The 21,250-nt window shown below is 72.3% G+C and carries 20 protein-coding genes; 11 read left to right on the forward strand and 9 right to left on the reverse strand.

Going from position 1 to position 21,250, the window contains the following annotated elements; genetic code table 11:
- Positions 1–114: 114 nt before the first annotated feature.
- Positions 115–2,334 (forward strand): NADP-dependent isocitrate dehydrogenase, encoded by a 2,220-nt coding sequence (locus ACWGR4_RS08005; RefSeq protein ID WP_452130533.1) that lies wholly within the window; start codon positions 115–117, stop codon positions 2,332–2,334.
- 56 nt (positions 2,335–2,390) lie between these two features.
- Here ACWGR4_RS08005 and ACWGR4_RS08010 read toward each other — a convergent pair whose 3' ends face one another.
- Both ACWGR4_RS08010 and thpR read right to left on the reverse strand, forming a co-directional pair.
- On the reverse strand, positions 2,391–3,653 hold the full coding sequence (locus ACWGR4_RS08010) for a sulfite oxidase (protein WP_452130534.1): 1,263 nt from the start codon (positions 3,651–3,653) through the stop codon (positions 2,391–2,393).
- A 135-nt stretch (positions 3,654–3,788) separates the two neighbouring features.
- A complete protein-coding gene (gene thpR, locus ACWGR4_RS08015) occupies positions 3,789–4,376 on the reverse strand; it encodes an RNA 2',3'-cyclic phosphodiesterase (protein WP_452130535.1) in 588 nt (195 codons plus the stop codon).
- Between the two features lie 393 nt (positions 4,377–4,769).
- On the opposite strand from thpR, the gene ACWGR4_RS08020 reads away from it, so the two are divergent.
- Positions 4,770–5,648, forward strand: a complete 879-nt coding sequence (locus ACWGR4_RS08020) for a helix-turn-helix domain-containing protein (protein WP_452130536.1) — start codon at positions 4,770–4,772, stop codon at positions 5,646–5,648.
- 7 nt (positions 5,649–5,655) lie between these two features.
- Here the strand turns inward: ACWGR4_RS08020 and ACWGR4_RS08025 are convergent, their stop codons facing one another.
- The 3 genes from ACWGR4_RS08025 to snpA form a co-directional block, all read right to left on the reverse strand.
- A complete protein-coding gene (locus tag ACWGR4_RS08025; RefSeq protein ID WP_452130537.1) occupies positions 5,656–6,111 on the reverse strand; it encodes a hypothetical protein in 456 nt (151 codons plus the stop codon).
- A gap of 74 nt (positions 6,112–6,185) precedes the next feature.
- Positions 6,186–6,587 (reverse strand): NTP pyrophosphohydrolase, encoded by a 402-nt coding sequence (locus ACWGR4_RS08030; protein ID WP_452130538.1) that lies wholly within the window; start codon positions 6,585–6,587, stop codon positions 6,186–6,188.
- Between the two features lie 161 nt (positions 6,588–6,748).
- Entirely contained in the window at positions 6,749–7,411 is a 663-nt protein-coding gene (gene snpA, locus ACWGR4_RS08035) for a snapalysin (protein WP_452130539.1), read from the reverse strand.
- Between the two features lie 273 nt (positions 7,412–7,684).
- On the opposite strand from snpA, the gene ACWGR4_RS08040 reads away from it, so the two are divergent.
- Complete coding sequence (locus ACWGR4_RS08040; protein WP_379997820.1) at positions 7,685–8,668, forward strand: LysR family transcriptional regulator; 984 nt, start codon at positions 7,685–7,687, stop codon at positions 8,666–8,668.
- Between the two features lie 103 nt (positions 8,669–8,771).
- Here ACWGR4_RS08040 and mtnB read toward each other — a convergent pair whose 3' ends face one another.
- Entirely contained in the window at positions 8,772–9,416 is a 645-nt protein-coding gene (mtnB, locus tag ACWGR4_RS08045) for a methylthioribulose 1-phosphate dehydratase (RefSeq protein WP_379997822.1), read from the reverse strand.
- A 196-nt stretch (positions 9,417–9,612) separates the two neighbouring features.
- Positions 9,613–10,608 (reverse strand): S-methyl-5-thioribose-1-phosphate isomerase, encoded by a 996-nt coding sequence (gene mtnA, locus ACWGR4_RS08050; RefSeq protein WP_379997824.1) that lies wholly within the window; start codon positions 10,606–10,608, stop codon positions 9,613–9,615.
- Between the two features lie 659 nt (positions 10,609–11,267).
- On the opposite strand from mtnA, the gene ACWGR4_RS08055 reads away from it, so the two are divergent.
- The 8 genes from ACWGR4_RS08055 to ACWGR4_RS08090 all read left to right on the forward strand — a co-directional run bounded on the left by ACWGR4_RS08055 (position 11,268) and on the right by ACWGR4_RS08090 (position 19,777).
- Positions 11,268–12,344: a BMP family ABC transporter substrate-binding protein gene (locus ACWGR4_RS08055; protein WP_452130540.1), complete on the forward strand. Its 1,077-nt coding sequence runs from the start codon at positions 11,268–11,270 to the stop codon at positions 12,342–12,344.
- Between the two features lie 97 nt (positions 12,345–12,441).
- Complete coding sequence (locus ACWGR4_RS08060; protein ID WP_452130541.1) at positions 12,442–14,052, forward strand: ABC transporter ATP-binding protein; 1,611 nt, start codon at positions 12,442–12,444, stop codon at positions 14,050–14,052.
- A 13-nt stretch (positions 14,053–14,065) separates the two neighbouring features.
- Complete coding sequence (locus ACWGR4_RS08065) at positions 14,066–15,265, forward strand: ABC transporter permease (protein WP_452130542.1); 1,200 nt, start codon at positions 14,066–14,068, stop codon at positions 15,263–15,265.
- 2 nt (positions 15,266–15,267) lie between these two features.
- Positions 15,268–16,236, forward strand: a complete 969-nt coding sequence (locus ACWGR4_RS08070; RefSeq protein WP_379998671.1) for an ABC transporter permease — start codon at positions 15,268–15,270, stop codon at positions 16,234–16,236.
- Positions 16,233–17,012, forward strand: a complete 780-nt coding sequence (locus ACWGR4_RS08075; protein ID WP_452130543.1) for a nucleoside phosphorylase — start codon at positions 16,233–16,235, stop codon at positions 17,010–17,012. Before ACWGR4_RS08070 ends, ACWGR4_RS08075 begins: the two co-directional genes overlap by 4 nt.
- Complete coding sequence (locus ACWGR4_RS08080) at positions 17,009–18,358, forward strand: amidohydrolase family protein (RefSeq protein WP_452130544.1); 1,350 nt, start codon at positions 17,009–17,011, stop codon at positions 18,356–18,358. The genes ACWGR4_RS08075 and ACWGR4_RS08080 overlap by 4 nt, the downstream gene beginning before the upstream one ends.
- Positions 18,359–18,372: 14 nt before the next feature.
- Positions 18,373–18,987 carry a sulfite oxidase-like oxidoreductase gene (locus ACWGR4_RS08085; RefSeq protein WP_395786537.1) on the forward strand — a complete coding sequence of 205 codons (615 nt, stop codon included), beginning with the start codon at positions 18,373–18,375 and terminating at the stop codon, positions 18,985–18,987.
- On the forward strand, positions 18,980–19,777 hold the full coding sequence (locus tag ACWGR4_RS08090) for a ferredoxin reductase (RefSeq protein ID WP_379997838.1): 798 nt from the start codon (positions 18,980–18,982) through the stop codon (positions 19,775–19,777). The genes ACWGR4_RS08085 and ACWGR4_RS08090 overlap by 8 nt, the downstream gene beginning before the upstream one ends.
- A 70-nt stretch (positions 19,778–19,847) precedes the next feature.
- Here ACWGR4_RS08090 and mtnC read toward each other — a convergent pair whose 3' ends face one another.
- Together mtnC and ACWGR4_RS08100 are read right to left on the reverse strand one after the other, a co-directional pair.
- Positions 19,848–20,600: an acireductone synthase gene (mtnC, locus tag ACWGR4_RS08095; protein WP_452130545.1), complete on the reverse strand. Its 753-nt coding sequence runs from the start codon at positions 20,598–20,600 to the stop codon at positions 19,848–19,850.
- Positions 20,597–21,178, reverse strand: a complete 582-nt coding sequence (locus ACWGR4_RS08100; RefSeq protein ID WP_439674104.1) for a 1,2-dihydroxy-3-keto-5-methylthiopentene dioxygenase — start codon at positions 21,176–21,178, stop codon at positions 20,597–20,599. Before ACWGR4_RS08100 ends, mtnC begins: the two co-directional genes overlap by 4 nt.
- Positions 21,179–21,250 lie beyond the last annotated feature (72 nt).

Below are 21,250 nucleotides of genomic sequence, written 5' to 3' on the forward strand. Positions count from 1 at the left end.
TGTCGCGCCGCACCCACAGTCCGTCCCGGAACCGGCAGGGCCCGCGACGCACCACCACCCGCCGCAAGATATCTTGATGTCGAGCAATGTTGCGGACATGGAGCGGAGCATCCTGTGACTGACCCGACCATCATCTATACGCACACCGACGAGGCCCCGGCGCTGGCGACGTATTCGTTCCTGCCGGTGATCCAGGCGTACGCGGCGACGGCCGGGGTCAAGGTGGAGACTCGTGACATCTCCCTGGCCGGGCGCATCATCGCCCACTTCCCGGAGCGGCTGACCGCCGAGCAGCGCCTCGACGACGCGCTCGCCGAGCTGGGCGACCTGGCCAAGACGCCGGAAGCCAACATCATCAAGCTGCCCAACATCTCCGCCTCGATCCCGCAGCTCAAGGCCGCCATCGCCGAGCTGCGCGAGCAGGGCTTCGCGCTCCCGGACTACCCGGACGACCCGAAGACCGACGAGGACAAGGACGTTCGGGCCCGCTACGGCAAGGTCCTGGGCAGCGCGGTCAACCCGGTCCTGCGCGAGGGCAACTCGGACCGCCGCGCCCCCGCGTCGGTGAAGAGCTACGTGCGGGCGCACCCGCACCGCATGGGCGCCTGGACCGCCGAGTCGAAGACCCACGTCGCCACCATGGACGCCGACGACTTCCGGTCCACCGAGAAGTCGGCCGTGATCGCCGAGCCGGGCACGCTGCGCATCGAGCTGGTGGGCGACAACGGCAGCACCACCGTGCTGCGCGAGTCGGTACCGGTGCTCGCGGGCGAGGTGGTGGACGCGTCGGTGATGCGCGCCGCGCCGCTGCGCGAGTTCCTGGCCGCGCAGGTCGCCAAGGCCAAGGCCGAGGACGTGCTGCTCTCGGTGCACCTGAAGGCCACCATGATGAAGGTCTCCGACCCGATCATCTTCGGCCACGCGGTCCGCGCCTTCTTCCCGCAGACGTTCGCCGAGCACGGCGCGGCGCTCGCGGCGGCCGGCCTGAGCCCGAACGACGGCCTCGGCGCCATCCTCAAGGGCCTGGACACGCTGCCCGACGGCGCAAAGATCCGCGAGTCCTTCGACGCCGAACTGGCCGCCGGTCCGGCGCTGGCGATGGTCGACTCGGACCGGGGCATCACCAACCTGCACGTGCCCAGCGACGTGATCGTCGACGCCTCGATGCCGGCCATGATCCGCACCTCCGGGCACATGTGGGGCCCGGACGGCAAGGAGGCGGACACCCTCGCGGTGCTGCCGGACAGCAGCTACGCAGGCGTGTACCAGGTCGTCATCGACGACTGCAAGGCCAACGGCGCCTACGACCCGGCCACCATGGGCTCGGTGCCCAACGTCGGTCTGATGGCGCAGAAGGCCGAGGAGTACGGCAGCCACGACAAGACCTTCGAGATCCCCGCCGCCGGCACGGTGCGCGTGGTCGACGGCACCGGCACCGTGGTGCTGTCCCAGGTCGTGTCCGCGGGCGACATCTTCCGGATGTGCCAGACCAAGGACGCGCCGATCAAGGACTGGGTCAAGCTCGCCGTCTCCCGTGCCCGCGCCACCGGCGCCCCGGCCGTGTTCTGGCTGGACGAGGGCCGCGCGCACGACGCGAACCTGATCGCCAAGGTGAAGCAGTACCTGCCCGAGCACGACACCGAGGGCCTGCGGATCGAGATCCTGTCGCCGGTCGAGGCGACCGCGTTCTCCCTGGAGCGCATCCGTCGGGGCGAGGACACCATCTCGGTCACCGGCAACGTGCTGCGCGACTACCTGACCGACCTGTTCCCGATCCTGGAGCTGGGCACCAGCGCCAAGATGCTCTCGGTGGTCCCGCTGATGGACGGCGGCGGCCTGTTCGAGACCGGCGCGGGCGGCTCCGCGCCCAAGCACGTGCAGCAGCTGGTCAAGGAGAACTACCTGCGCTGGGACAGCCTGGGCGAGTTCCTGGCCCTCGCGGTCAGCTTCGAGCACCTGGCCCAGTCGGTGGGCAACGCCCGCGCCCAGGTGCTTGCGGACACCCTGGACCGGGCCACCGGCACCTTCCTCGACAACGACAAGTCGCCGAGCCGGCGCCTGGGTGGCATCGACAACCGCGGCAGCCACTTCTACCTGGCCCTGTACTGGGCGCAGGAGCTGGCCGCGCAGACCGAGGACGCGGCACTGGCCGAGGCGTTCGCCGGGCTCGCGCACACGCTGCGCGAGCAGGAGCAGACGATCGTCGACGAGCTGATCGCGGTCCAGGGCAAGCCGGCCGACATCGGCGGCTACTACCGCCCCGACCCGGCCAAGGCGTCGGCGGTCATGCGCCCGTCGGCGACCTTCAACAGCGCGCTCGCCACGCTGGCCTGACCCGTTCGCACCCACACCGCCCCGATCGGCCTCGCGCCGGCCGGGGCGGTGTCGGGTCAGCCCACCGTCACCGGGTGGCGAACGACCGCGTCGAAGAGATACCCCTGGGTGTTGAACGTGGCGCGGTCCGGCTGCGTACGCCCGGCCGTGTCACTCGCCCGGGCGAGCAACAGCGCCGGCCCGGACTCGGCGGGTCGCCAATCCACGCTCCAGCGCACCCACCCGTCCCGCCTCGGCTCGTCCCACAGGTGTGCGTGCCGCCATCGCACACCACCGTCCGTACTGACCTCCACCCGGCATACGCCGCCCGCGCCCGACCAGGACCGGCCGGTGAGCCGGTGTGTGACACCGGCCGCGAGCCGCGCGCCGAAGGGCAGCTCGAACGCGCTCTTGAGGGTCTGTCGGGTCAGCGGTGGCCCACCGCCCTCGGGGAAGGCGGGGCCGAACATCCGGTAGAACTCGGTGTTCCATGGCGAGTACAGCGGCTGCGCGGAGACCTCGATGTCACCGACCCACTTGATCGAGGAGATGCCCACCCACGAGGGCACCACCACCCGCACCGGCGCGCCGTGGTCCGGCGCGAGCGGCGCGCCGTTCATCTCGTACGCCAAAAGCACGTCGTCGAGCGCCTTGGCCAACGGCAGCGGCCGGCGCACCCGGCCGTAGTCGACCCCACCACCGACGTACGGATCGTCCAGTCCGCGCGGCATCACGTCGACCGCGTCGGGGCGCAGTCCGGCCCGGCGCAGCACGTCGGACAGCCGCGCGCCGCGCCACCGGGCCACCCCGATCGCGCCCAGCGTCCAGGGCGTGCCCGGCACGGTCTCGCCCTGCTGGGAGGCGTAGAGGCTGCGGCCGTTGCCCGCGCACTCGATGGCGGCGGTGTGCGTATGGGCGGGCAGTCGGCGCAACTGGTCCAAGTCGAGGGTGATCGCGTCGTCGTATCCGACGTTGGTGCGCAGTCCGCTCCCCCACAGCCGCAACCGCCAGTCCCGGGGGGCCGATTGCGGAGTCGAGGTGTGGTTGCGCACGAAGAAACGCTCGACCGGTGTGAGGTATCCGGTGTCTGCGAGCGCCGCGAAGTCGGTCTCGGCGTTGGTGCCGCGCACGGTGAACCACTCGGGCGGAAGCGGCTTGACGATGCCCGGCGCGGCCGATCCCGCCGCGAAGGCACCGGTCGTCGGCAACACCGACAGCGCTCCGGCCGCCGCGAGCAGCTTGAGCAGATCGCGCCGGCCCGGCCCGTCGGCCCGCGTGCCGCCGGCGACGAGTTGCCGCAACCGGCGGCGGTCGTAGGCACCTTCGCTGATCGATGTCATCGAAACCTCCACCGAACGGGGCCCGACTTCACCACACCGGGCGACCTCACGATCACACGGAAGCACGTACCCGCGCTTGTACCCCCGGCAATCCCCGTGTTCGGGCCGGGCGGCCGACTCCCGTACGCGTCGGCGCTATCGGGTCGGCAGTGGCCAGGCGTCCACGTCGCGGTAGTGGATCGGTCCTGGTCCGCGGCCCTGGTTGCTCGCCACCAGGTGCAACATGCGGGCGGGCCAGGGCCGTCCGGCGAAGTCGGCGAGTTCGGCAGCGGCGGCCGCGATGCCGTCGAGGTTGTCGCGGCGGGCCCGGGCCAGGGTCAGATGGGCCCGCAACGGCCGATTCTCCAGCGGGATTCCGCAGTCCGCCACCACGCCCCGGACCGCGTCGGCCAGCGTGTGCAGCGCGTCCAGATCGCCGCGTACGTCGCTCCACAACACCCGCTCGTCGAACTGCCCGGCGCCGTGCAGCGCGAGCGTGAGCGGCTCGGCCGCGACGGCCACCTCCGCGAGCGGCGGTCGCAGCGCCTCGACCACGTCGACCGCGACCTCGCCGAGGAAGGCCAGCGTGATGTGCCAGTCCTCGATGCGATTCCAGCGCAGCCGAGGATGCGCGGCATGCACCGGCCGCAGGGCGCGCGCCAGTTCGTCCTTGGCGTCGTCGGGCGGGGCGAGGGCCACGAACAGGCGTACGGTCCGCGGCGCGGTGGGGGCTTCGTCGATCACAGGAGATGTCGTACCGCATCGCCCCGACCCACCGCGCGGCGGCCCACCGATCACCCCACGATCCACCTCTGCTCTGCCGCCCTGCGGGTATGCACCCCGTGACGCGCAAGAGACCGCACCCGTCCCGGACATCGAAGCCCGTGTCCCGGCAGGTGGCGCCCTCGTCCCGAACGTGTTCCGGACGGGATCCGGGGCCGGCCGCCCGATCGCGGAGCCCGCGCACACCGTCCGGTATATCGCTTTTCTGGGGCTCGCCGCTCCGTCGAACTGCCGGCACCATGGGTCGCGCATCAGCGACGGTGAGTATGTGCCGACGTAACCGACGGGGGTCTTGTGACAGGGCGTGACGACAGAACTCCGCGGCCGGACACGGCGACCACGGCGGCCGAATACGTGGCCTTGTTGCGTGAGTTACGCGAGTGGTCGGCGTTGACCTATCGGCAGTTGGCGGCCAAGGCCGAAGCGTCCGGCCGGGTTTTGCCGGCCAGTACGGTCGCCGCCGCACTCGGTCGCACCACGCTGCCCCGGGCGGATCTGGTCGAGGCCCTCGTCACTGCCTGCGGCCTCGGCCCGGAGGCCACCGCCCGCTGGCTCAAGGTCCGCGACGACCTGGCGGCCGGCCGCATCGCCGAACGCCCGGACGACGCCGAGCCGCCGGCCCCCGCAGACCCGCCGATCGCCCCGAAGCCCGCCCGACGCCGTTGGCGTCTCTGGGCGATCGCCGCCGTCACGACGGGCGTCGTGACGGCCGGCGCCATAGTGGTCGCGATCCGCGCCGGCAGCGACGACGACCACCACGGTCGTCTGCCCAACGGGCAGTACCTGATCAAGCCCGGCCAGATCCGGGACGGCTCGTTGTGCCTGGGCGAGGGCCGCGAGCGCAACGGCCGCACGGATCGCCCCATCGCCGCCCAGATTCCGTGCGCGAACCTGGTCCCGGACACCTACCTGACCTCGCTCAACCGGGACGTGTACCAGATCGAATGGCACCACCCGGTCGAGGGCGTCGGCTGCCTGCGCGTGGACGAGTCCATGCTGACTCCCGGCGCGCTGCTCAGCCCGGGCCCGTGCACCCGCGCCGCCAACGAACGTTTCCTGATCGAGCCCGCCCAGCCCGCCGAGCCCGGCGTCTACCGCATCAGCCCGGTACACAGCGGCCTGTGCGTGGGCATCCTCGGCGGCCCGGCCGAAACCACGGTCAAGGCCGAGGCGGAGCAGGCCGCCTGCTCCGGCGGCGCCGACCAACGTTTCCGCCTGGAACGCGTGCGCTGACCCGCCGTCAGCGCGGCGGGTCCGGGTGGTCGACGCCCTCGAACACCTCGACCCGCACGATCGGCTCCCGCCCGCCCCGCTGCGGAACGGTCCGCACCACGCCCCACGGCCGGTCCGGCAGGGTCACCTCGAACGAGTACGTGTTGGCGCACCCGGTGCAGTCGTACCGGTCCCGCCACACCTCGACGTCGACCCGGCTCCCGGGCACCCGGGCGGCGTGCCGATGGGTCGCGTGGCAGCGCTCACACCGCTCACCGGGCGCACACGTCCCCCCGCAGGGGCAGGGCACATCGAACGATTCGGCGGGCTCCCAGTAGCGGGTGCGCAACGCCGTCGCGGTCCGCGCGTCGGGAGCCTTGGCCCCGCGCGGCACGGCCATCTGCCGCGCCGCCACGACATACGACTCCCCGGAGGCGGCCATCCGCCCCCGAATCACACCTTTACGCACCCGATTGGTGGTCATCCGGCCCTCCGCCACTCACCCACGTCCAAGGCGGCACCCGAACCACCACCCCCCACGATATCCGGCGCCCGACCCTACGGTCGCACCGCGCGGGGCCCGACCACCTCGGCCCCGAGGGCCGATACGCGCGCCCGAAGGCCCCGATCGGCGGTCACCACGAGGCATCGACGCCCGGGCGCGGCCGCGACGACGTCGACCACCCGATCGTCCCCGCTCCCCTCCGCCCGCACGACCCGCACACCCTCCACCCCGACGACCCCACCGGCCGCCCCCTCGACAACCAACACCACCTCGACCGGCCCCGCACAAGCCCACTCCGGCACGGCCGCCCCGGCCGGCACCCCCGCCGAAGCCACCTCCACCAACGCATCCCGCAACCGCTCGGTGGCCCCCACCCGATCCCGCCACCACCCGTCCGGCACGGCCCCCACCACATTCGCCGAATCCACGACCACGAGCGGCACCAGGTTCTCCATCCCCCCATCCTCCCGCCGAACCAACCGCCCGAACCCCACCCCGACCCCATGGAACGGCACCCGACCGTCGCATCGACGACGATCGGGTGCCGGTTCTGGGGACGACGCGACGCCCGGGGGAAGGGAGCCGGGGAGGAACCCGGTGGGCGCCGCGAGCCGGGTCAGAACTTCGTGGAATAGGCCGCGAGGCCGTTGCGCCACAGGGAGTCGACGCGCGAGCGCTCCTGAGCGTTCGGGTTCGGGTTGGTGCAGGACGGGCCGGGGCCGCCACCGGACATCAGTTCGCTGCACGGCCCGGAGTAGTGGTCCGGCAGACCCAACACGTGGCCGGTCTCGTGTGCGGTGACCCGGGTCGAGTTGTACTGCTGGTTCTGCCGGTAGTCGAGGAAGATGTAACCCCGACCGTGGCCGTCGGTGCTCGCGTAGGAACCGCGCGAGTCGTTGCCCTCGTAGTACCGGAAGTCGGGGTTGCTGCCCTCCTGGAGCCGGACGTTGGTGACCGAGCTGTTCCAGATCTGCGCGGAACGCGCTATCTGGGTGCGGAACGTGGGTGCACTGGACGAGCTGTAGGTGACGGTGACCACGGCGGCGCCCGGCGCGGCGGCGCGCTTGGCGGCCACGGACCGCATCACCGCGTCGAGGAACGCCTGGTTCTGCGCCTGATCCTCGTTGCCGGTGTAGTTGGCGGAGTGGCGAAGGGGGGCCGCCACATCGCTGGGGCCGGCCGACGCCGCGGGGGCGGCGATCACTCCGGCCGCGAGGCCGAGGCCGAGGATGGCGGTGATCACGGTCTTACGGGGGGTTCGGGGACGCGCAGGGGACATGGCGGTGCTCCTTGGGTGCCGAAGACCAGTTCGGTGCGGAAACGAGTCTCATGGGCGTCCCGTCCGGCCCGGATGATGACAACCGGCGATAGCACGGTCGTATCACCCGCCGTTCGCGCGCCGTTCCCGCACCGCTCCCGTGGCACCACCGGGCGTTCCCGCACCGTTACCGGCCATCCACGCATCGTGTTACGGCGGATTCACCGCCCGCGACCGATCTCGCGTGCACACGTGTCTGGTACGACCTCGGTGGAGCGTCCTATCCTCCGCATCATGGAGCTCGAGGTGAGGCACCTCCGCGCACTGTGTGCCATCGGCGACACCGGCAGCCTGCACGCGGCGGCCAGGTTGCTCGGCATGACCCAGCCCTCGTTGACCGCCCAGCTCAGACGCATCGAAAACGCCCTGGGCGCCCCCCTGTTCGTGCGCGACCGGACCGGCAGCCGACCCACCCCCCTCGGCCTCACGATGCTGCACCGGGCCCGACCCATCATGGCCGAGATGAGCGCGCTGGTCATCGACACCCAGGCCGAGGCGGTCCGCACCGCCGGGCCGAACCTGCGCATCGGCGGCACCGCGAACCGGGTGATCGCCGACTGGTTGCGCCGACTTCGGCTGCGCCTGCCCACCACCGACACCTATCTCCGGGTGGACGTATCGGCGAGCACACTGCTCGGGATGGTCGCCGCCGGCCAGCTCGACGTGGCGTTCGTGCACGAGGTCGAGGGCTTCCCGCTGCGCGTTCCGGACGGGATGCGCCGCCGCGTACTCGTCGAGCGGGAACCGCAGTTCATCGCCCTGTCGCCGGATCATCCGGCGGTGACCGAACCGGAGGTCAAACTCGCCGACCTGGCCGACGACCAGTGGATGGTCGATCCGAGTGTGGACGGCGAATGGGAGGGCCTGCGCGAGGTGTTGTCCGACGCGGGCATCAACCCCCGGATCCTGCACGGGGATTACCTGACCGCGGCCTCCCTGGTCGCGATCGGCGAAGTGGTCACGCCGTGCCAGCCCACCTCGCGTCCGCGTCCCGACATGGCGGTGCGTCCGCTGGCCGGGGATCCGCTCGCGGTACGGCTGTTCCTGGCCTTCCGCACCGAGAACGGCCCCGCGCCGGCGCTGATCGACACGGTGTATCACGAGTTGGAGGCCGCCTACCGCGAGGCCGCCTGGCTGGCCGTCGCCTATCGTCAACGCCTGCTGCGCGAGGACAGCCCGATCCTGCGCTACGACGGCCAGACCCGCGGGCGCACATAGCCGGGCCCCGGAATCGTGTGGGCTGCCGGCAAGTGCGACCCGGCCGCGTTCCGGACTTCGGGAATCGGGTGCCGAAGTCCGGATCGGCCGCGTGCGTCGGGGTTCAGCCCTCGGCGATGCGGTATTCGAGGAGCCACTCGACGATCTCGACGTGGTGGCGGGCCTGGATCGGGGTCTCGCCCCAGACGTACAGCCCGTGCGAGGCGACGACGACCGCGGGCACACCGGGCACCAGGGCGGCTTCCAGGCGGTCGCCGAGTTCGGTCATGTCCTGGCTGTTGGCGATCACCGGGATGGTGACCGTCTCGTCGTGCGCGGAACGGCCGATGCCCTTGAGCATTTCCATGTCACGCAGTTCGATCCCGGCCGGCCAGCGCTTGCCCGCGCGCACCGCGGCCAGGGTGTGTACGTGGAAGACCGCGCCCGCCCCGGTCAGCGCGACCACGCGGGCGTGCAGGCCGGCCTCGGCGGACGGCCGGCGCGGCGGGGTGCTCGCCGCCTCGGGGACCGGGTCGCCGGCGGCGTCCACCACGACCAGGTCGTCCGTCGCCAGTTCGCCCTTGTCCAGGCCGGAGGCGGTGACCGCGAGCCGCAAAGGGTCGCGGGAGAGCACCACGGACAGGTTGCCGGAGGTGCCGCGCATCCAGCCGAGTCCGGCGAAACGCGCGGCCTCCCGGGCGAGGATGGCCCCGGCGGCGTGGACGGGATCCGAGACCGAGGCGGGGATTCCGGCGTCGGGGGTCGTCATGGGAGGTTCCTCACTGTGTCGTTCACGAGGCTGCGATGGGTGGGGATCGGTCCGGACCTCGGACCGGGACCGACGAGCCATCCTCGCACCCGGGGCGGGCCGGCCCCGGATCGGGACGGATGTGGATGGAGCGAGCCGCGCGAAACGGATGGATGCGCCGTCGTCGCCCGGCGCGGCTCGACCGCCGGGGCCGGGCTCAGTACTCCCGCACACCCGTCTCGTTCACGATCACGCTGATCAACCGCGCCGGCGTGACGTCGAACGCCGGGTTGAACGCGCGCGATTCGGCCGGTGCGACGCGCACACCGGCCACCTCCAACACCTCCGACTCGGGGCGCTCCTCGATGGTGATCTCGTCCCCGTGCGCCGTCGCGTCGTCGAAGGTGGTCAGCGGCGCCGCGACCACGAACGGGATCCCCGCGTCGGCGCAGGCCAGTGCCACGCCCACGGACCCGATCTTGTTCGCGGTGTCGCCGTTGGCCGCGATCCGGTCCGCCCCGATCACCGCGACGTCCACCAACCCGCGCAGGATCGTGCTCGCCGCCGCGCCGTCCGGCTGGACCAGATGCGCGATGCCCTCCTGGGCCAACTCCCAGGCGGTCAACCGGGATCCCTGGAGCAGCGGCCGGGTCTCGTCGACGTACACGACCTCCACCGCGCCGCGCGCGTGCAGTTCGCGCACGATGCCCAGCGCGGTCCCCCACCCGGCGGTGGCCAGCGAGCCGGTGTTGCAGTGGGTGAGCACCCGCAGCGGTCGACGCCCGACCCGGGACAGGATCCAGTCGGCGCCGTGCCGGCCGATCGCGTGATTGGCCTCGACGTCCTCCCGGACCACCGCGTCCGCCTCGGCGAGCACCGCGTCCACGCCCTTCGCCGCGAACGGCAACACCCGGTCCACGCCGCCGGCCAGGTTGACCGCGGTCGGCCGGGCGTCCCGGATCCGCCCGATCTCCGCGGCCAGTCGCGCCGCGTCCCAGTCCTGCCGCTCACCCTGCCGCATCGCCACCGCGACGCCGTACGCGCCCGCCGCGCCGAGCGCCGGCGCGCCGCGCACCGCGAGTCGGCGGATCGCGTCGATCAGCGCGTCCACCTCGGTGATGTCGAGGTACACGATCCGCTGCGGCAGCGCGGTCTGGTCGAGCAGCCGCAGGCCGGTGTCGTGCCAGGCGAGCGAGCGTATCTCGGAGGCCATCGGGGGTCCTTTCCGGGCGGGGAACAAGCGCCGCGCGGGCGGTGCGAACACCGGCCCGAGGGCAGGCCGCGGTGCGGCGGCGGACGCGGCAACCGCACGGTCCGGCACCACGGATGCTACGTCGCCGCTCCACACCCGGCGGACCCACACCCGCCATGCGGGACGAACCCGCGTACCCCACGCCCACCCATCGGCCACATCATGGACAATCTGTCCACATCCTGAACAAGTGAGAGAAGTGCCTGGTGAGGGTGCTAACCTCCCCCCGAAACCAGTCATGTGATCATCACATCGACCTTCGAGCGTGTCTGGTTCGATCGGAAAGGAGCCGGCTGTGGCCGAAACGTGGCGTTGCGACAACGTACGCATCGAGTGCCGCGGCCGCTCCATGGCGTGTCACCGTCCGCCCCTTTCGCTCGACGAGCGCGGCGTCCTCGACGCCGACACGCGCCGCACCGACCGCTGTTGTCGGCGCTCGCACTGACCGGTCGTCCCGCACCGGCAAACCCGCACCGATCGCGCCGCACCGGCCGCCGCTCCGACAGCTCCGACAGCTCCGGGATCCCGAGACCCGACTCCGGGATCGCGAGGTTTCCGTCCCCGAACCACCGACGCCACACACCGCACCGCCGGCGTCGACACTCCTCCCAAGGACGCTCATGTACCGCAACACCTTCCGCCACCGCCTCGCCGTGGCCGGTCTCCTCGTCGGCACCGCGCTGGCCGCCACCGCGTGCAACGCCTCCGCCGACAAGGACAAGGGCAACACCCCGGCCGCCGGCGGCTCGGGCGGCGGCGCCGGCAAGAACGTGGTGCTGGTCACCCCGGAGCCGATCGGCGTCAACGACTTCCTGAAGCTGGCCGCCACCGGCGCGCAGAACGCGGCCAAGAAGGCCGGCGGCACCGCGACCGTCCTGGAGAGCAAGGACACCAGCGCGATCCAGCAGAACGTGGAGGCCGCGGTCCGGCAAAAGCCCGCCGTCGTGGTGGCGGTCGGCTTCGAGTTCGCCGACGTGCTGGCCCAGCAGGCCGAGGCCAACCCGAAGCAGCAGTTCCTGTTCGTGGACTCGTGCACCACCAAGCCGTACCCGAACATCACCTGCGCCACCTTCCGCGAGCACGAGGGCACCTTCCTCGCCGGCGCCGAGGCGGGCCTGCTGACCAAGAGCGGCAAGGTCGGTGCGGTGGTCGCGCTGGACAGCCCGCAGATCCGCCGCTTCTCCGACCCGTTCGGCGCGGGCGCCAAGCAGACCAACCCGGCAAGCTCCTTCACCCAGCTGTTCGTCGGCGGCCAAAAGCCGTTCAACGACCCGGCCCGCGCCGGCGAGCAGACCGCGTCGCTCAAGGCCAAGGATGTCGACCAGGTGATGGGCGCCGCCTCCGCCGCGGGCAACCTCGGCGTGTTCAACGCGGCCAAGTCGGCCGGCCTCCAGGCGTTCGGCGTGGACGTCAACCAGTGCTCGGCGGCACCCGGCACGGTCGTGGACAACGTGATCAAGCGCACCGACATCGCGGTGGACAAGGGCGTCGAGCAGATCGTCGGCGGCAAGCCCGGCGGCGTCACCTCCTACGGCGTCAAGGAGGGCGGCATCACCCTCACCGGCCTGGAGAGCGGCGTGGAGACCTCGCAGTGCCTGATCGCCCAGCGTCCCGAGGTGATCAAGACCGTCCAGGTCCTGCGCGACCAGATCGTGGCGGGCACGATCACCGTGGCCGACCCCGCCGCGGCCAAGTAGCGAGTTGGCGAGCCGGGGTCGGGGCACGGCACACACCGCGCCCCGACCCCGGCCAACGCTCGTCCCACCGCCCCATTTTCCACCGGAGACACGCCCGATGAACGATCAGCACGCCGCCGCCCCCGGTGACTTCGCCGAGGTCGAGATGCGCGGCATCGTCCGGCGCTTCCCCGGCGTACTGGCCAACGACCGGGTCGATCTGCGGGTGGAGACCGGCGAGATCCACGCCGTCATGGGCGAAAACGGCGCGGGCAAGTCGACCCTGATGTCGATCCTGTACGGCCTGCAACGCCCGGACGCCGGCCACATCCTGCTGCGTGGCGCCGAGCACTCCTTCGGCTCGCCGGTCCAGGCGATCGCGGCCGGACTGGGCATGGTGCACCAGGGGTTCAAGCTCTTCCCGTCCCTGACCGTCACGGAGAACGTGGTCTACGGCAGCGAGCCGACCCGCCGCGGCCTGGTCGACCGGGCCGCCGCCCGGGCCCGGGTCACCGAACTGGTCGAGACGCACGGCCTGCGCGTACCGCCCGACGCGCGTGTCGCGGACCTGCCGGTCGGCGTACAGCAGCGGGTGGAGATCCTCAAGCTGCTCTACCGCGACGCGCGCGTGCTGATCCTGGACGAGCCCACCGCCGTACTCACCCCCGCCGAGGCCGATCGCCTCCTGGAGGTGATCCGCGGCCTGGCCCGCTCCGGGCGCACCGTGTTGCTCGTCACCCACAAGCTGGGCGAGGTGATGGCGGTCGCCGACCGGGTCACCGTGCTGCGCGACGGCCGGGTCACCGCCCGACTGGTCACCGCCGAGACCACGCCGGCCGAGATCGCGCTGGCCATGACGGGCCGGCGGATCGACCTGGACCGCACCCACCCGGCCGGCACCCCCGCCGCCGACGTGCTGGAGGTGCGCGGGCTCACCGTGTCGGCCGGGCGCGGCGCCAAGCCGCTGGTCGAGGACGTGTCGCTGACCGTACGGGCCGGCGAGATCGTCGGCGTGGCGGGCGTGGCGGGCAACGGGCAGAGCGAACTGGTCGAAGCCCTGGCCGGGTTGCGGCCCGCCGCCGAGGGTCGGGTGCTGGTGGCCGGTTCGGACGTGAGCGGCGCCTCGGTACAGCGGCGACGGGCGGCCGGTCTGGCCTACGTCCCCGAGGACCGGGCCACCGTCGGCGCCGCGCGTGACGCCTCGCTGGCGGACAACCTGGCGATGGGCTTCCACCGCACCGCGCCGCTCGTGGCGCGCGGCGGCTTCCTGCGCCGGAGCGCGATCCGCGAACACGCGACGCGGGTGATCGAACGTTTCGGGGTCAAGGCCGCCTCCCCTGCGGTGACCATCGGCACGCTGTCCGGCGGCAACCAGCAAAAGGCCATCCTGGGCCGGGAGATCACCCACGACGCGCCGCTGCTCCTGGTCGAACAGCCCACCCGGGGTGTGGACATCGGCTCGATCGAGAACATCCACGCGCGGTTGGTGGAGTATCGCGACGCCGGCCACGGCGTACTGCTCGTCTCCGCCGAGCTGAGCGAGATCCTGGCGCTGGCCGACCGGGTCCTGGTCATGTACGAGGGCCGCGTCGTCGCCGAACTCCCGCGCGCCGAGGCCGATCCGCACCGGATCGGCCTGGCCATGGCGGGCGGCACGATCGAGGCGACCGCGGACGCCGACCCGGGCCCCGATCCCGACTCCGCACCGACCACCGCCCACCTGGCCTGACGGGTTATCAGACATGACTGCCATCAAGGCCGGTACGGCCATCGAGCACGCCCCCGGCCCGGCCCGGTACGCCGCCCTGCGCCTGCGCGGCGCGGTGCTGTCCCCGGTCACCGCGTCCATCGTGGCCGCGCTGCTGCTCGGCGCGATCATCCTGGCCGGCACCGGCGCCGACCCGGTCACCGCCTATCGCGCGGTATTCACCGGGGCGTTCGGCTCCGAGGGCATCGGCGACACGTTCGGGGAGAGTATCCCGATCGTCGGCCTGGCCCTGGCGCTGGCCATCCCGCTGCGCGCGGGCCTGGTCAACCTCGGCGGCGACGGCCAACTGGTCCTGGGCGGCCTGGCCGCCGTCGCGGTCGGCCTGTACTCCCCCTTCCCCAGCGCGATCACCGTGGTCCTGGCCCTGCTCGCGGGCATGCTCGCGGGCGGCCTGTGGGCCGCGCTGGCCGCCGTCCTGGAGACCCGGTGCGGTGTTCCGCTCCTGGTCAGCAGCCTGCTCCTGAGCTACCCGGCGATGTCGTTCGTGTCCTACATGGTGCGCTTCCCACTGCTCCAGAAGGGCTCGGGCATCCCGCAGACCGATCGGCTGCCCGAGGGCGTCAAGCTGCCCGAGTTCGCCGCCGGATCCGGCGCGGGCACCGGGGTCAGCGTGGGCATCGTGCTGATCGGGTTGGCCGCGCTCGTCTACTTCGTGGTCGACCACCGCACCGCGGCCGGCTACGAGGTGCGGATGACCGGCCTGGGTGCGCGCTTCGCCGGCTACGCCGGGGTGGACCGGGCCCGGCTGACCCTGCGGCTGATGTTCGCCTCCGGGTCGCTGGCCGGGCTGGTCGGCGCGATCGCCGTCCTCGGCTTCCCGTACCGGCTGGTCGACGGCTCGCTGACCACGCCCGGCTACACCTGGACCGGGCTGCTCGCCGCGCTGCTGGCCGCCGCGTCCCCGCTGGGCACGGTCGCCGCCGGGTTCTTCTTCAGCGCGCTGACCATCGGCGGCTTCGGCATGGAGCAGGAGACCGCCGTGCCGCAGCAGTTGACCTCGGTGCTCCAGGCCGTGGTGATCATCTTCCTGGCCGTGCGCGGCGGGGTGTTCCGCAAAGGTGGGTGGTTGCGCCGACTCGGGCGAGGGGCCGATCCCGGACCGCTCGCGACGGTATCGCCGCCGGATCCCGACCCGAATGTGCCCGCCCCCGCGCGCGGCGACGGAGGTAAGTGACCATGTCCTTCGACGCCGAACTGATCTTCTCCGCCCTGCGCGCGCTCACCCCGATCCTGTTCGCCGCCCTCGGCGGCGCGCTGTGCGAACGCGCGGGCGTGTTCAACGTGTCCCTCGAAGGCACCATGCTGATCGGCTGCTTCGCCGCCGTCACCGGCAGCTGGTTCGGCGGCAGCGTGTGGATCGGGGTGATCTCCGCGGTCCTGGCCGCGATGGTCTTCTCGCTGCTGCTGGCCATCGGCGCGGTCACCCTCGGCGCCGACGCGGTGGTGTTGTGCATCGCGCTGAACCTGCTCGCGGTCGGTCTGACCGGCTTCCTCCTGCGGACCGTCTTCGGCAAACAGGGCACCTTCGGTGACCCGGACCTCAAGGGTCTGCAACCGGTCGACATCCCCGGCCTGGAGTCGGTGCCCTTCGTCGGTCCGGCGTTGTCCGGCCACTCGCCGCTGGTGTACCTGTCCTGGGTCGCGGTCGTGGTGATCGCGGTCCTGCTGTCCCGACACCCGTGGGGTGTACGGCTGCGCGGCGTCGGCGAGGCTCCGGAGGCGGCCCAGTCGCTCGGGGTGAGCGTGGCCCGCTATCGCTACGCCGCGATCCTGACCTCGGGCGCGCTGTGCGGACTCGCGGGCGCGCAGCTCGCGTTGGGCAACGTGACCCTGTTCTCGGAGAACATGACCGCCGGTCGCGGCTGGATCGCCGTGGTCGCGGTGATGCTCGGTCGGGCGCTGCCGGTCGGGGTGTTGCTCGCCGGCATCCTGTTCGGGCTGGTCGAGGCGATCGGCTTCCGGCTCCAGGGCGAGGGCATGCCCCAGCAGGCCGCCGACGCCGCGCCCTACGTGATGACCCTGGTCGCGCTGTTCCTGGCCACCCGTTCGCGCGGCCGACGCGGCGGCGCGCCGCCGGGCCGGCTCACCGGCCGCATCCCCCGTCCACGCCGCATCGCGCGCACCACCACGGAGTCGCCCTCATGACCACCACCACCCGCCCCGCCGTATTGCCGATCACCCGGATCCCCAGCAGCGGGCTGCCTGCGCACGCACTCGTCGTCGGCGACCCGGCGCGTGCCGGGCTGGTCGCCGAACGCCTCGACGACGCGCGGCACATCGGTGCCAACCGGGAGTACGTCAGCTACGCGGGCACCTGGCGCGGGCTGCCCGTGGTGGTGTCCTCGCACGGTGTGGGCGGGCCCGGCGCGGTATGCCTGTTCGGCGAGTTGGCCGAGGCGGGGGTGCGCACCTTCGTCCGGCTCGGCACGGCGGGCGCGATGGCGCGCGGGGTGCACGACGGGGACCTGGTGATAGCCACCGGCGCGGTGCGCGACGACGGGGTCACCCAGCAGTTGGTGCCCGCCGAGTTCCCGGCGTCCGCCACGCCCGAGGTGGTGCTCGCGCTCCAGAGCGCGGCCCGCGCGCACGCCGCGCCGCACCACCGGGGCACGGTGTGGACCCGCGCGGCGTTCATGCCGGGTGTGTTGGAACTGCCGATGAAGCCGTATCAGGCGGCGGGTGTGCTGGCGATCGAAATGGAGTTGTCGGCGCTGTTGGTCTGGGCCGCGTTGGGCGGGCACCGGGCCGGCGGGGTGCTGGTCGTGGACGGCATCGCGGCCGACGACCTGGTCGACGAGTCGGGCGCGTCGACCTACGACCCGCATCGCACGGTGGTTGCCGAGGGCGTCGAGCGGGGCGTGGTGGTGGCGTTGGACGCGCTGTACCGGCTGGCCGAGGACGAGGCGGCGGACGGCGCGTGATCGATCTGCTCGTCACCGGCGGCGCGGTGCTCACCGTCGACGCGGCCGATACGTACGTGCCCGACGGCGCGGTGGCGATCGCCGACCGGCGGATCGTCGCGGTGGGGCCGGCGGCCGAGGTGGGGGCGCGGTTCCCGGGTGCGCCGACCCTGGACGCGCGGGGATGCCTGGTGTTGCCGGGGCTGGTCAACGCACACTCGCATGCGGCGATGACGCTGTTCCGGGGTACGGCCGACGATGTCGATCTCCAGGTGTTCCTGGACCGGTTGGTCGCCGCGGAGAGCGCGGTGTTGTCCGCCGAGGTGGTGCGCGCCGCGGTGCGGTTGGCGCTGGCCGAGTCGATCCGGGCGGGCGTGACCACGGCGATGGACATGTACTGGTTTCCCGAGGCGGGCCTGGAGGCCGCCGCCGACGCGGGCTTTCGGCTGGTGACGGGGCCGACGTTCATGGATGTGCCGGGGCCGCCCGACGGGCTCGACTTCGCGGCCCGGCTGCGGCTCGCACCGGAGTTGCTGGCCCGGACGGCGATCCGCTGCGTGACGCCGCACAGTACGTACACGCTCGACCCGGACCGGCTCCTCGCGGTGGCCGAACTGGCCCGCGGACACGGCGCGTTGCTGCACATCCATGCGGCGGAGAACGCGGCCGAGGCGGAGACCGTGCGACGGCGGCACGGCCGGCGGCCGGTGGAACTCCTGGACCATCTGGGGCTGCTGGGCCCCGGCACCCTGCTCGCGCACGCGGTGCACCTCACCGACGAGGAGATCGGGTTGATCGCCGACTCCGGCGCGGGTGTCGCGCACTGCCCGGTGTCCAACCTCAAACTGGCCTCCGGGGTGGCCCGACTGCCCGAACTGCTGGCGGCCGGGGTACCGGTGGGGTTGGGTACGGACGGCGCGGTCAGCGCCAACGCGCTCGACCTGTTCGGCCCGATCCGCGCGGCGGCGACGCTGCACCGGGTCGGTTCCGGGGCGCCCGATCCGACCGTGGTCGGCGCGCGCACGGCGGTACGGATGGCCACCGTCGACGGCGCGCGGGCGATCGGGATCGGCGCGCTGACCGGGTCGATCGAGGTGGGCAAGGCGGCCGACCTGGTGGTGCTCGACCTGAACCGGCCGCACCTGACGCCCCGGCACGACCCGTGGTCGATGCTCGCCTACGCGGCCGGGCCCGCCGACGTGCGGGACACGGTGATCGACGGCCGGATCGTGCTGCGCGACCGGCGGTTGCTTACGATCGACGAGGGCGCGGCGATCGAGGAGGTCGAGGCGCTCGCGGGGGCGCTGCGAGAGCGGGTCGGCGGCCTCGGGGCTGGTCCTGGTCCTGGTCCCGGTCGAACGACGTGAGGGGAGAAGGCGACATGGGTTCCACCACGCGCGGCTTCGTCGGCCGGCACACCGCCGCCGAGCGTGATCCGCGGCTGCCGCCGGGGCAGTACGACGCGCGCCACGACTTCCCGGTGCTCTCCGCCGAGGTCACTCCCGAACTGGCTCCGGCCGACTGGTCGTTCCGGATCGACGGGCTGGTCGACCGGCCGCGCTCGTGGAGTTGGGACCAGGCCCGCGCACTGCCCCGGGAGACGTACGACGGCCCGATCCACTGCGTCACGTCCTGGTCGAAGCTGAGCACCGACTTCACCGGCGTATCGCTGGACGTGTTCCTGGCCGAGGCCGGACCGCGCGCCGGCGCCACCCACGCGGTGGCCTTCTCGCACACCGGCTACACCACCAACCTCGCCCTCGCCGACCTGACCGGCGGCCGGGCCTGGATCGCCTTCGACTTCGAGGGCGAGCCGCTGACCCCGGCGCACGGCGGGCCGGCGCGGCTGCTGGTGCCGCACCTGTACTTCTGGAAGAGCGTCAAGTGGATCGCGGGCCTGCGCCTGCTGGACCACGACGAGCCGGGCTTCTGGGAGGTCAACGGCTACCACCATCGCGGCGACCCGTGGGCAGAGGAGCGTTACTCCGGTGACTGAGTCGACCCCGGCGGCCCCGGTGAACCTCCCGCCGATCCCCGCCTTCGCCGCCCCCGGCCGGGCCGCGCCGAGCCTGCGCGGCGCCGTGGACTGGCAGCGCGCGACCGTGGTCGAGATACGGCGCGAAACGCCCAACGCGGTGACCGTGCGCCTGGCGCTGCCGGTGTGGAACGCGCATGTGGCGGGCCAGCACTACATGTTGCGGTTGACCGCAGCCGACGGCTACACCGCGCAGCGGCACTACTCGGTCGCCTCCGCGCCGGACGACGAGGGGCACATCGAGTTCACCGTCGACCGCATGCCGGGCGGCGAGGTGTCCGGCTTCGTGCACGATGTGGCCCGGCCCGGCGACGAGTTGGAAGTACGCGGCCCCCTGGGCGGGTTCTTCGCGTGGCCGGGCGATCGGCCGGTGCTCCTTGTGGCGGGCGGGTCGGGCCTGGTCCCGCTGATGGCGATGGTGCGCCACCGGCGGCGCCGTGCGCTGACCGTGCCGCTGCGCCTGGTCGCGTGCGCCCGCACGCCGCAAGACCTGTTGTACGCGGCCGAGTTGGCCCCGCTGCCGGGCGAGGAGCACACCGTCCTGTACAGCCGCGCGGCGCCGCCCGGGTATCCGCATCCGGTGGGCCGGCTCGCCCCGGACACGCTCGCCCCGCACGCGGCGGCGGCCGTCGCGGACGAGCGCTACGAGGTCTTCGTCTGCGGCTCGACCGGATTCGCCGAACACGCGGGCCGACTGCTCACCGCGGCCGGCGTACCGAGGACCCGGATCCGGGTGGAGCGCTTCGGCTGAGCCCTGTTTTTCGCCGAAGGGCGGCCGGCAGCACGGGAGTTCGCGCCGCCGACCGCCCTTCGTTCGTTGTTCAGGGCTCGCGCAGGATCGGCCGATCGCCCGTCGGGTCCAGCCGGGCGAAGGTGGCGGTCTCCGGGTGATCGCCGACGCCCCGGTCGTAGTACGGCTCGTCGGCGTCCGGCCGGCGTACGCCGATGGTCCACCACCCGGCCTCGCGCGCCGCGTCCAACTCCTCGACCACGTCGGACAGGAAGACCAAGCGCTCCGGTTGCTCGCCGATCTGCGCCGCGATCGTGCGGTACGAGTCGGCGACCCGCTTCGGGCCGGCGTTCTCCGTGTCGAAGTGCCCCGAGAACAGCGGCAGCAGCGACCCCTCGGGCGAACTGCCGAACCACGCGCGCTGCGCGGCGACCGAGCCCGAGGAGAAGATGTACAGCCGATGCCCGGCCGCGTGCCACGCGCGCAGCGCCGGGATCGCGTCCGGGTAGAAGTGCGAGGTGAGTTCGCCGGACGCGAAGCCCTCGGCCCAGATCAGGCCCTGGAGCGCCTTGAGCGGCGTGACCTTCTCGTCCCGGTCGAGCCAGCCGTTCAACGCCTCGACGATCCGCCGGTTGTCCGCGTCCGGTTCGCCGATCAGCTCACGCACGGCCTCGGCGGCACGCACCACGTCGGGGTGGTCGCCGTGCTCGTCCAGCCAACGGGCGAAGTGCACGCGGGAGTACGGATACAACTGCTCGGTGATGAAGCCGGTGGCGCTGGTGGTGCCCTCGATGTCGACGACCACCGTCAGCGGCGCGTCGACCGGGTTCGTACCTGAACTCACGCGGCGTACCCGGCCCAGATCTCGTCGAAGTCCGGGAAGCGCGACGCGATCGGGTCACCGGTGAAGTCGCCGACCCAGCCGTCCTCGTCGTGGAAGAACCGGATCGCGGCGACCGACGGCTCCACGCCCATGTCGAACCAGTGCGTGATGCCCTTGGGCACCGAGAGCAGATCACCGGCCTCGCACAGCACCGCGTGCACCCGGCCGGCGATGTGGAGGTAGAAGATGCCGGCGCCCTCGACGAAGAAGCGCACCTCGTCATCCTCATGCGTGTGCTCGGTCAAGAACTTCGCCCGCGCCCCGGCGGCCTTGGCCGGCCACTCCGGATCATCCGACGGCTGCAGCCGAATCACGTCCACGAGGATGTACCCCTCGGCCGCGGAAATACGATCCACCTCGGTCTTGTAGGCCGCGATCACCTGATCCTGCGTAGCCCCATCGGGCAACGCCACATCGGCCGTCCACCGCTCGAACCGAACCCCGATCGGCTCCAACTCCCGGGCGATCTCCCCCGGCTCCGAAGTCCGCACGACCACCTCGGTGGCATCGTCCTCAGGCCACACGGTCAACAAGGACATGGCGTCCCTCCACGAGTACTCGATCGGGGCAAACTCCCCGAGCACCAAATCCGGTACACACCAAACACCAAA

It is taken from the genome of Embleya sp. NPDC055664 (assembly GCF_053618075.1).

Coding starts and splice junctions, on each gene's coding strand:
- ACWGR4_RS08100 (WP_439674104.1), bottom strand. CDS start 21,178: ATGTCCTTGTTGACCGTGTGGCCTGAGGACGATGCCACCGAGGTGGTC.
- ACWGR4_RS08075 (WP_452130543.1), top strand. CDS start 16,233: ATGACCACCACCACCCGCCCCGCCGTATTGCCGATCACCCGGATCCCC.
- ACWGR4_RS08025 (WP_452130537.1), bottom strand. CDS start 6,111: ATGACCACCAATCGGGTGCGTAAAGGTGTGATTCGGGGGCGGATGGCC.
- snpA (WP_452130539.1), bottom strand. CDS start 7,411: ATGTCCCCTGCGCGTCCCCGAACCCCCCGTAAGACCGTGATCACCGCC.
- ACWGR4_RS08055 (WP_452130540.1), top strand. CDS start 11,268: ATGTACCGCAACACCTTCCGCCACCGCCTCGCCGTGGCCGGTCTCCTC.
- ACWGR4_RS08085 (WP_395786537.1), top strand. CDS start 18,373: ATGGGTTCCACCACGCGCGGCTTCGTCGGCCGGCACACCGCCGCCGAG.
- mtnB (WP_379997822.1), bottom strand. CDS start 9,416: ATGACGACCCCCGACGCCGGAATCCCCGCCTCGGTCTCGGATCCCGTC.
- ACWGR4_RS08060 (WP_452130541.1), top strand. CDS start 12,442: ATGAACGATCAGCACGCCGCCGCCCCCGGTGACTTCGCCGAGGTCGAG.
- ACWGR4_RS08070 (WP_379998671.1), top strand. CDS start 15,268: ATGTCCTTCGACGCCGAACTGATCTTCTCCGCCCTGCGCGCGCTCACC.
- ACWGR4_RS08065 (WP_452130542.1), top strand. CDS start 14,066: ATGACTGCCATCAAGGCCGGTACGGCCATCGAGCACGCCCCCGGCCCG.
- ACWGR4_RS08030 (WP_452130538.1), bottom strand. CDS start 6,587: ATGGAGAACCTGGTGCCGCTCGTGGTCGTGGATTCGGCGAATGTGGTG.
- ACWGR4_RS08040 (WP_379997820.1), top strand. CDS start 7,685: ATGGAGCTCGAGGTGAGGCACCTCCGCGCACTGTGTGCCATCGGCGAC.
- mtnA (WP_379997824.1), bottom strand. CDS start 10,608: ATGGCCTCCGAGATACGCTCGCTCGCCTGGCACGACACCGGCCTGCGG.
- ACWGR4_RS08010 (WP_452130534.1), bottom strand. CDS start 3,653: ATGACATCGATCAGCGAAGGTGCCTACGACCGCCGCCGGTTGCGGCAA.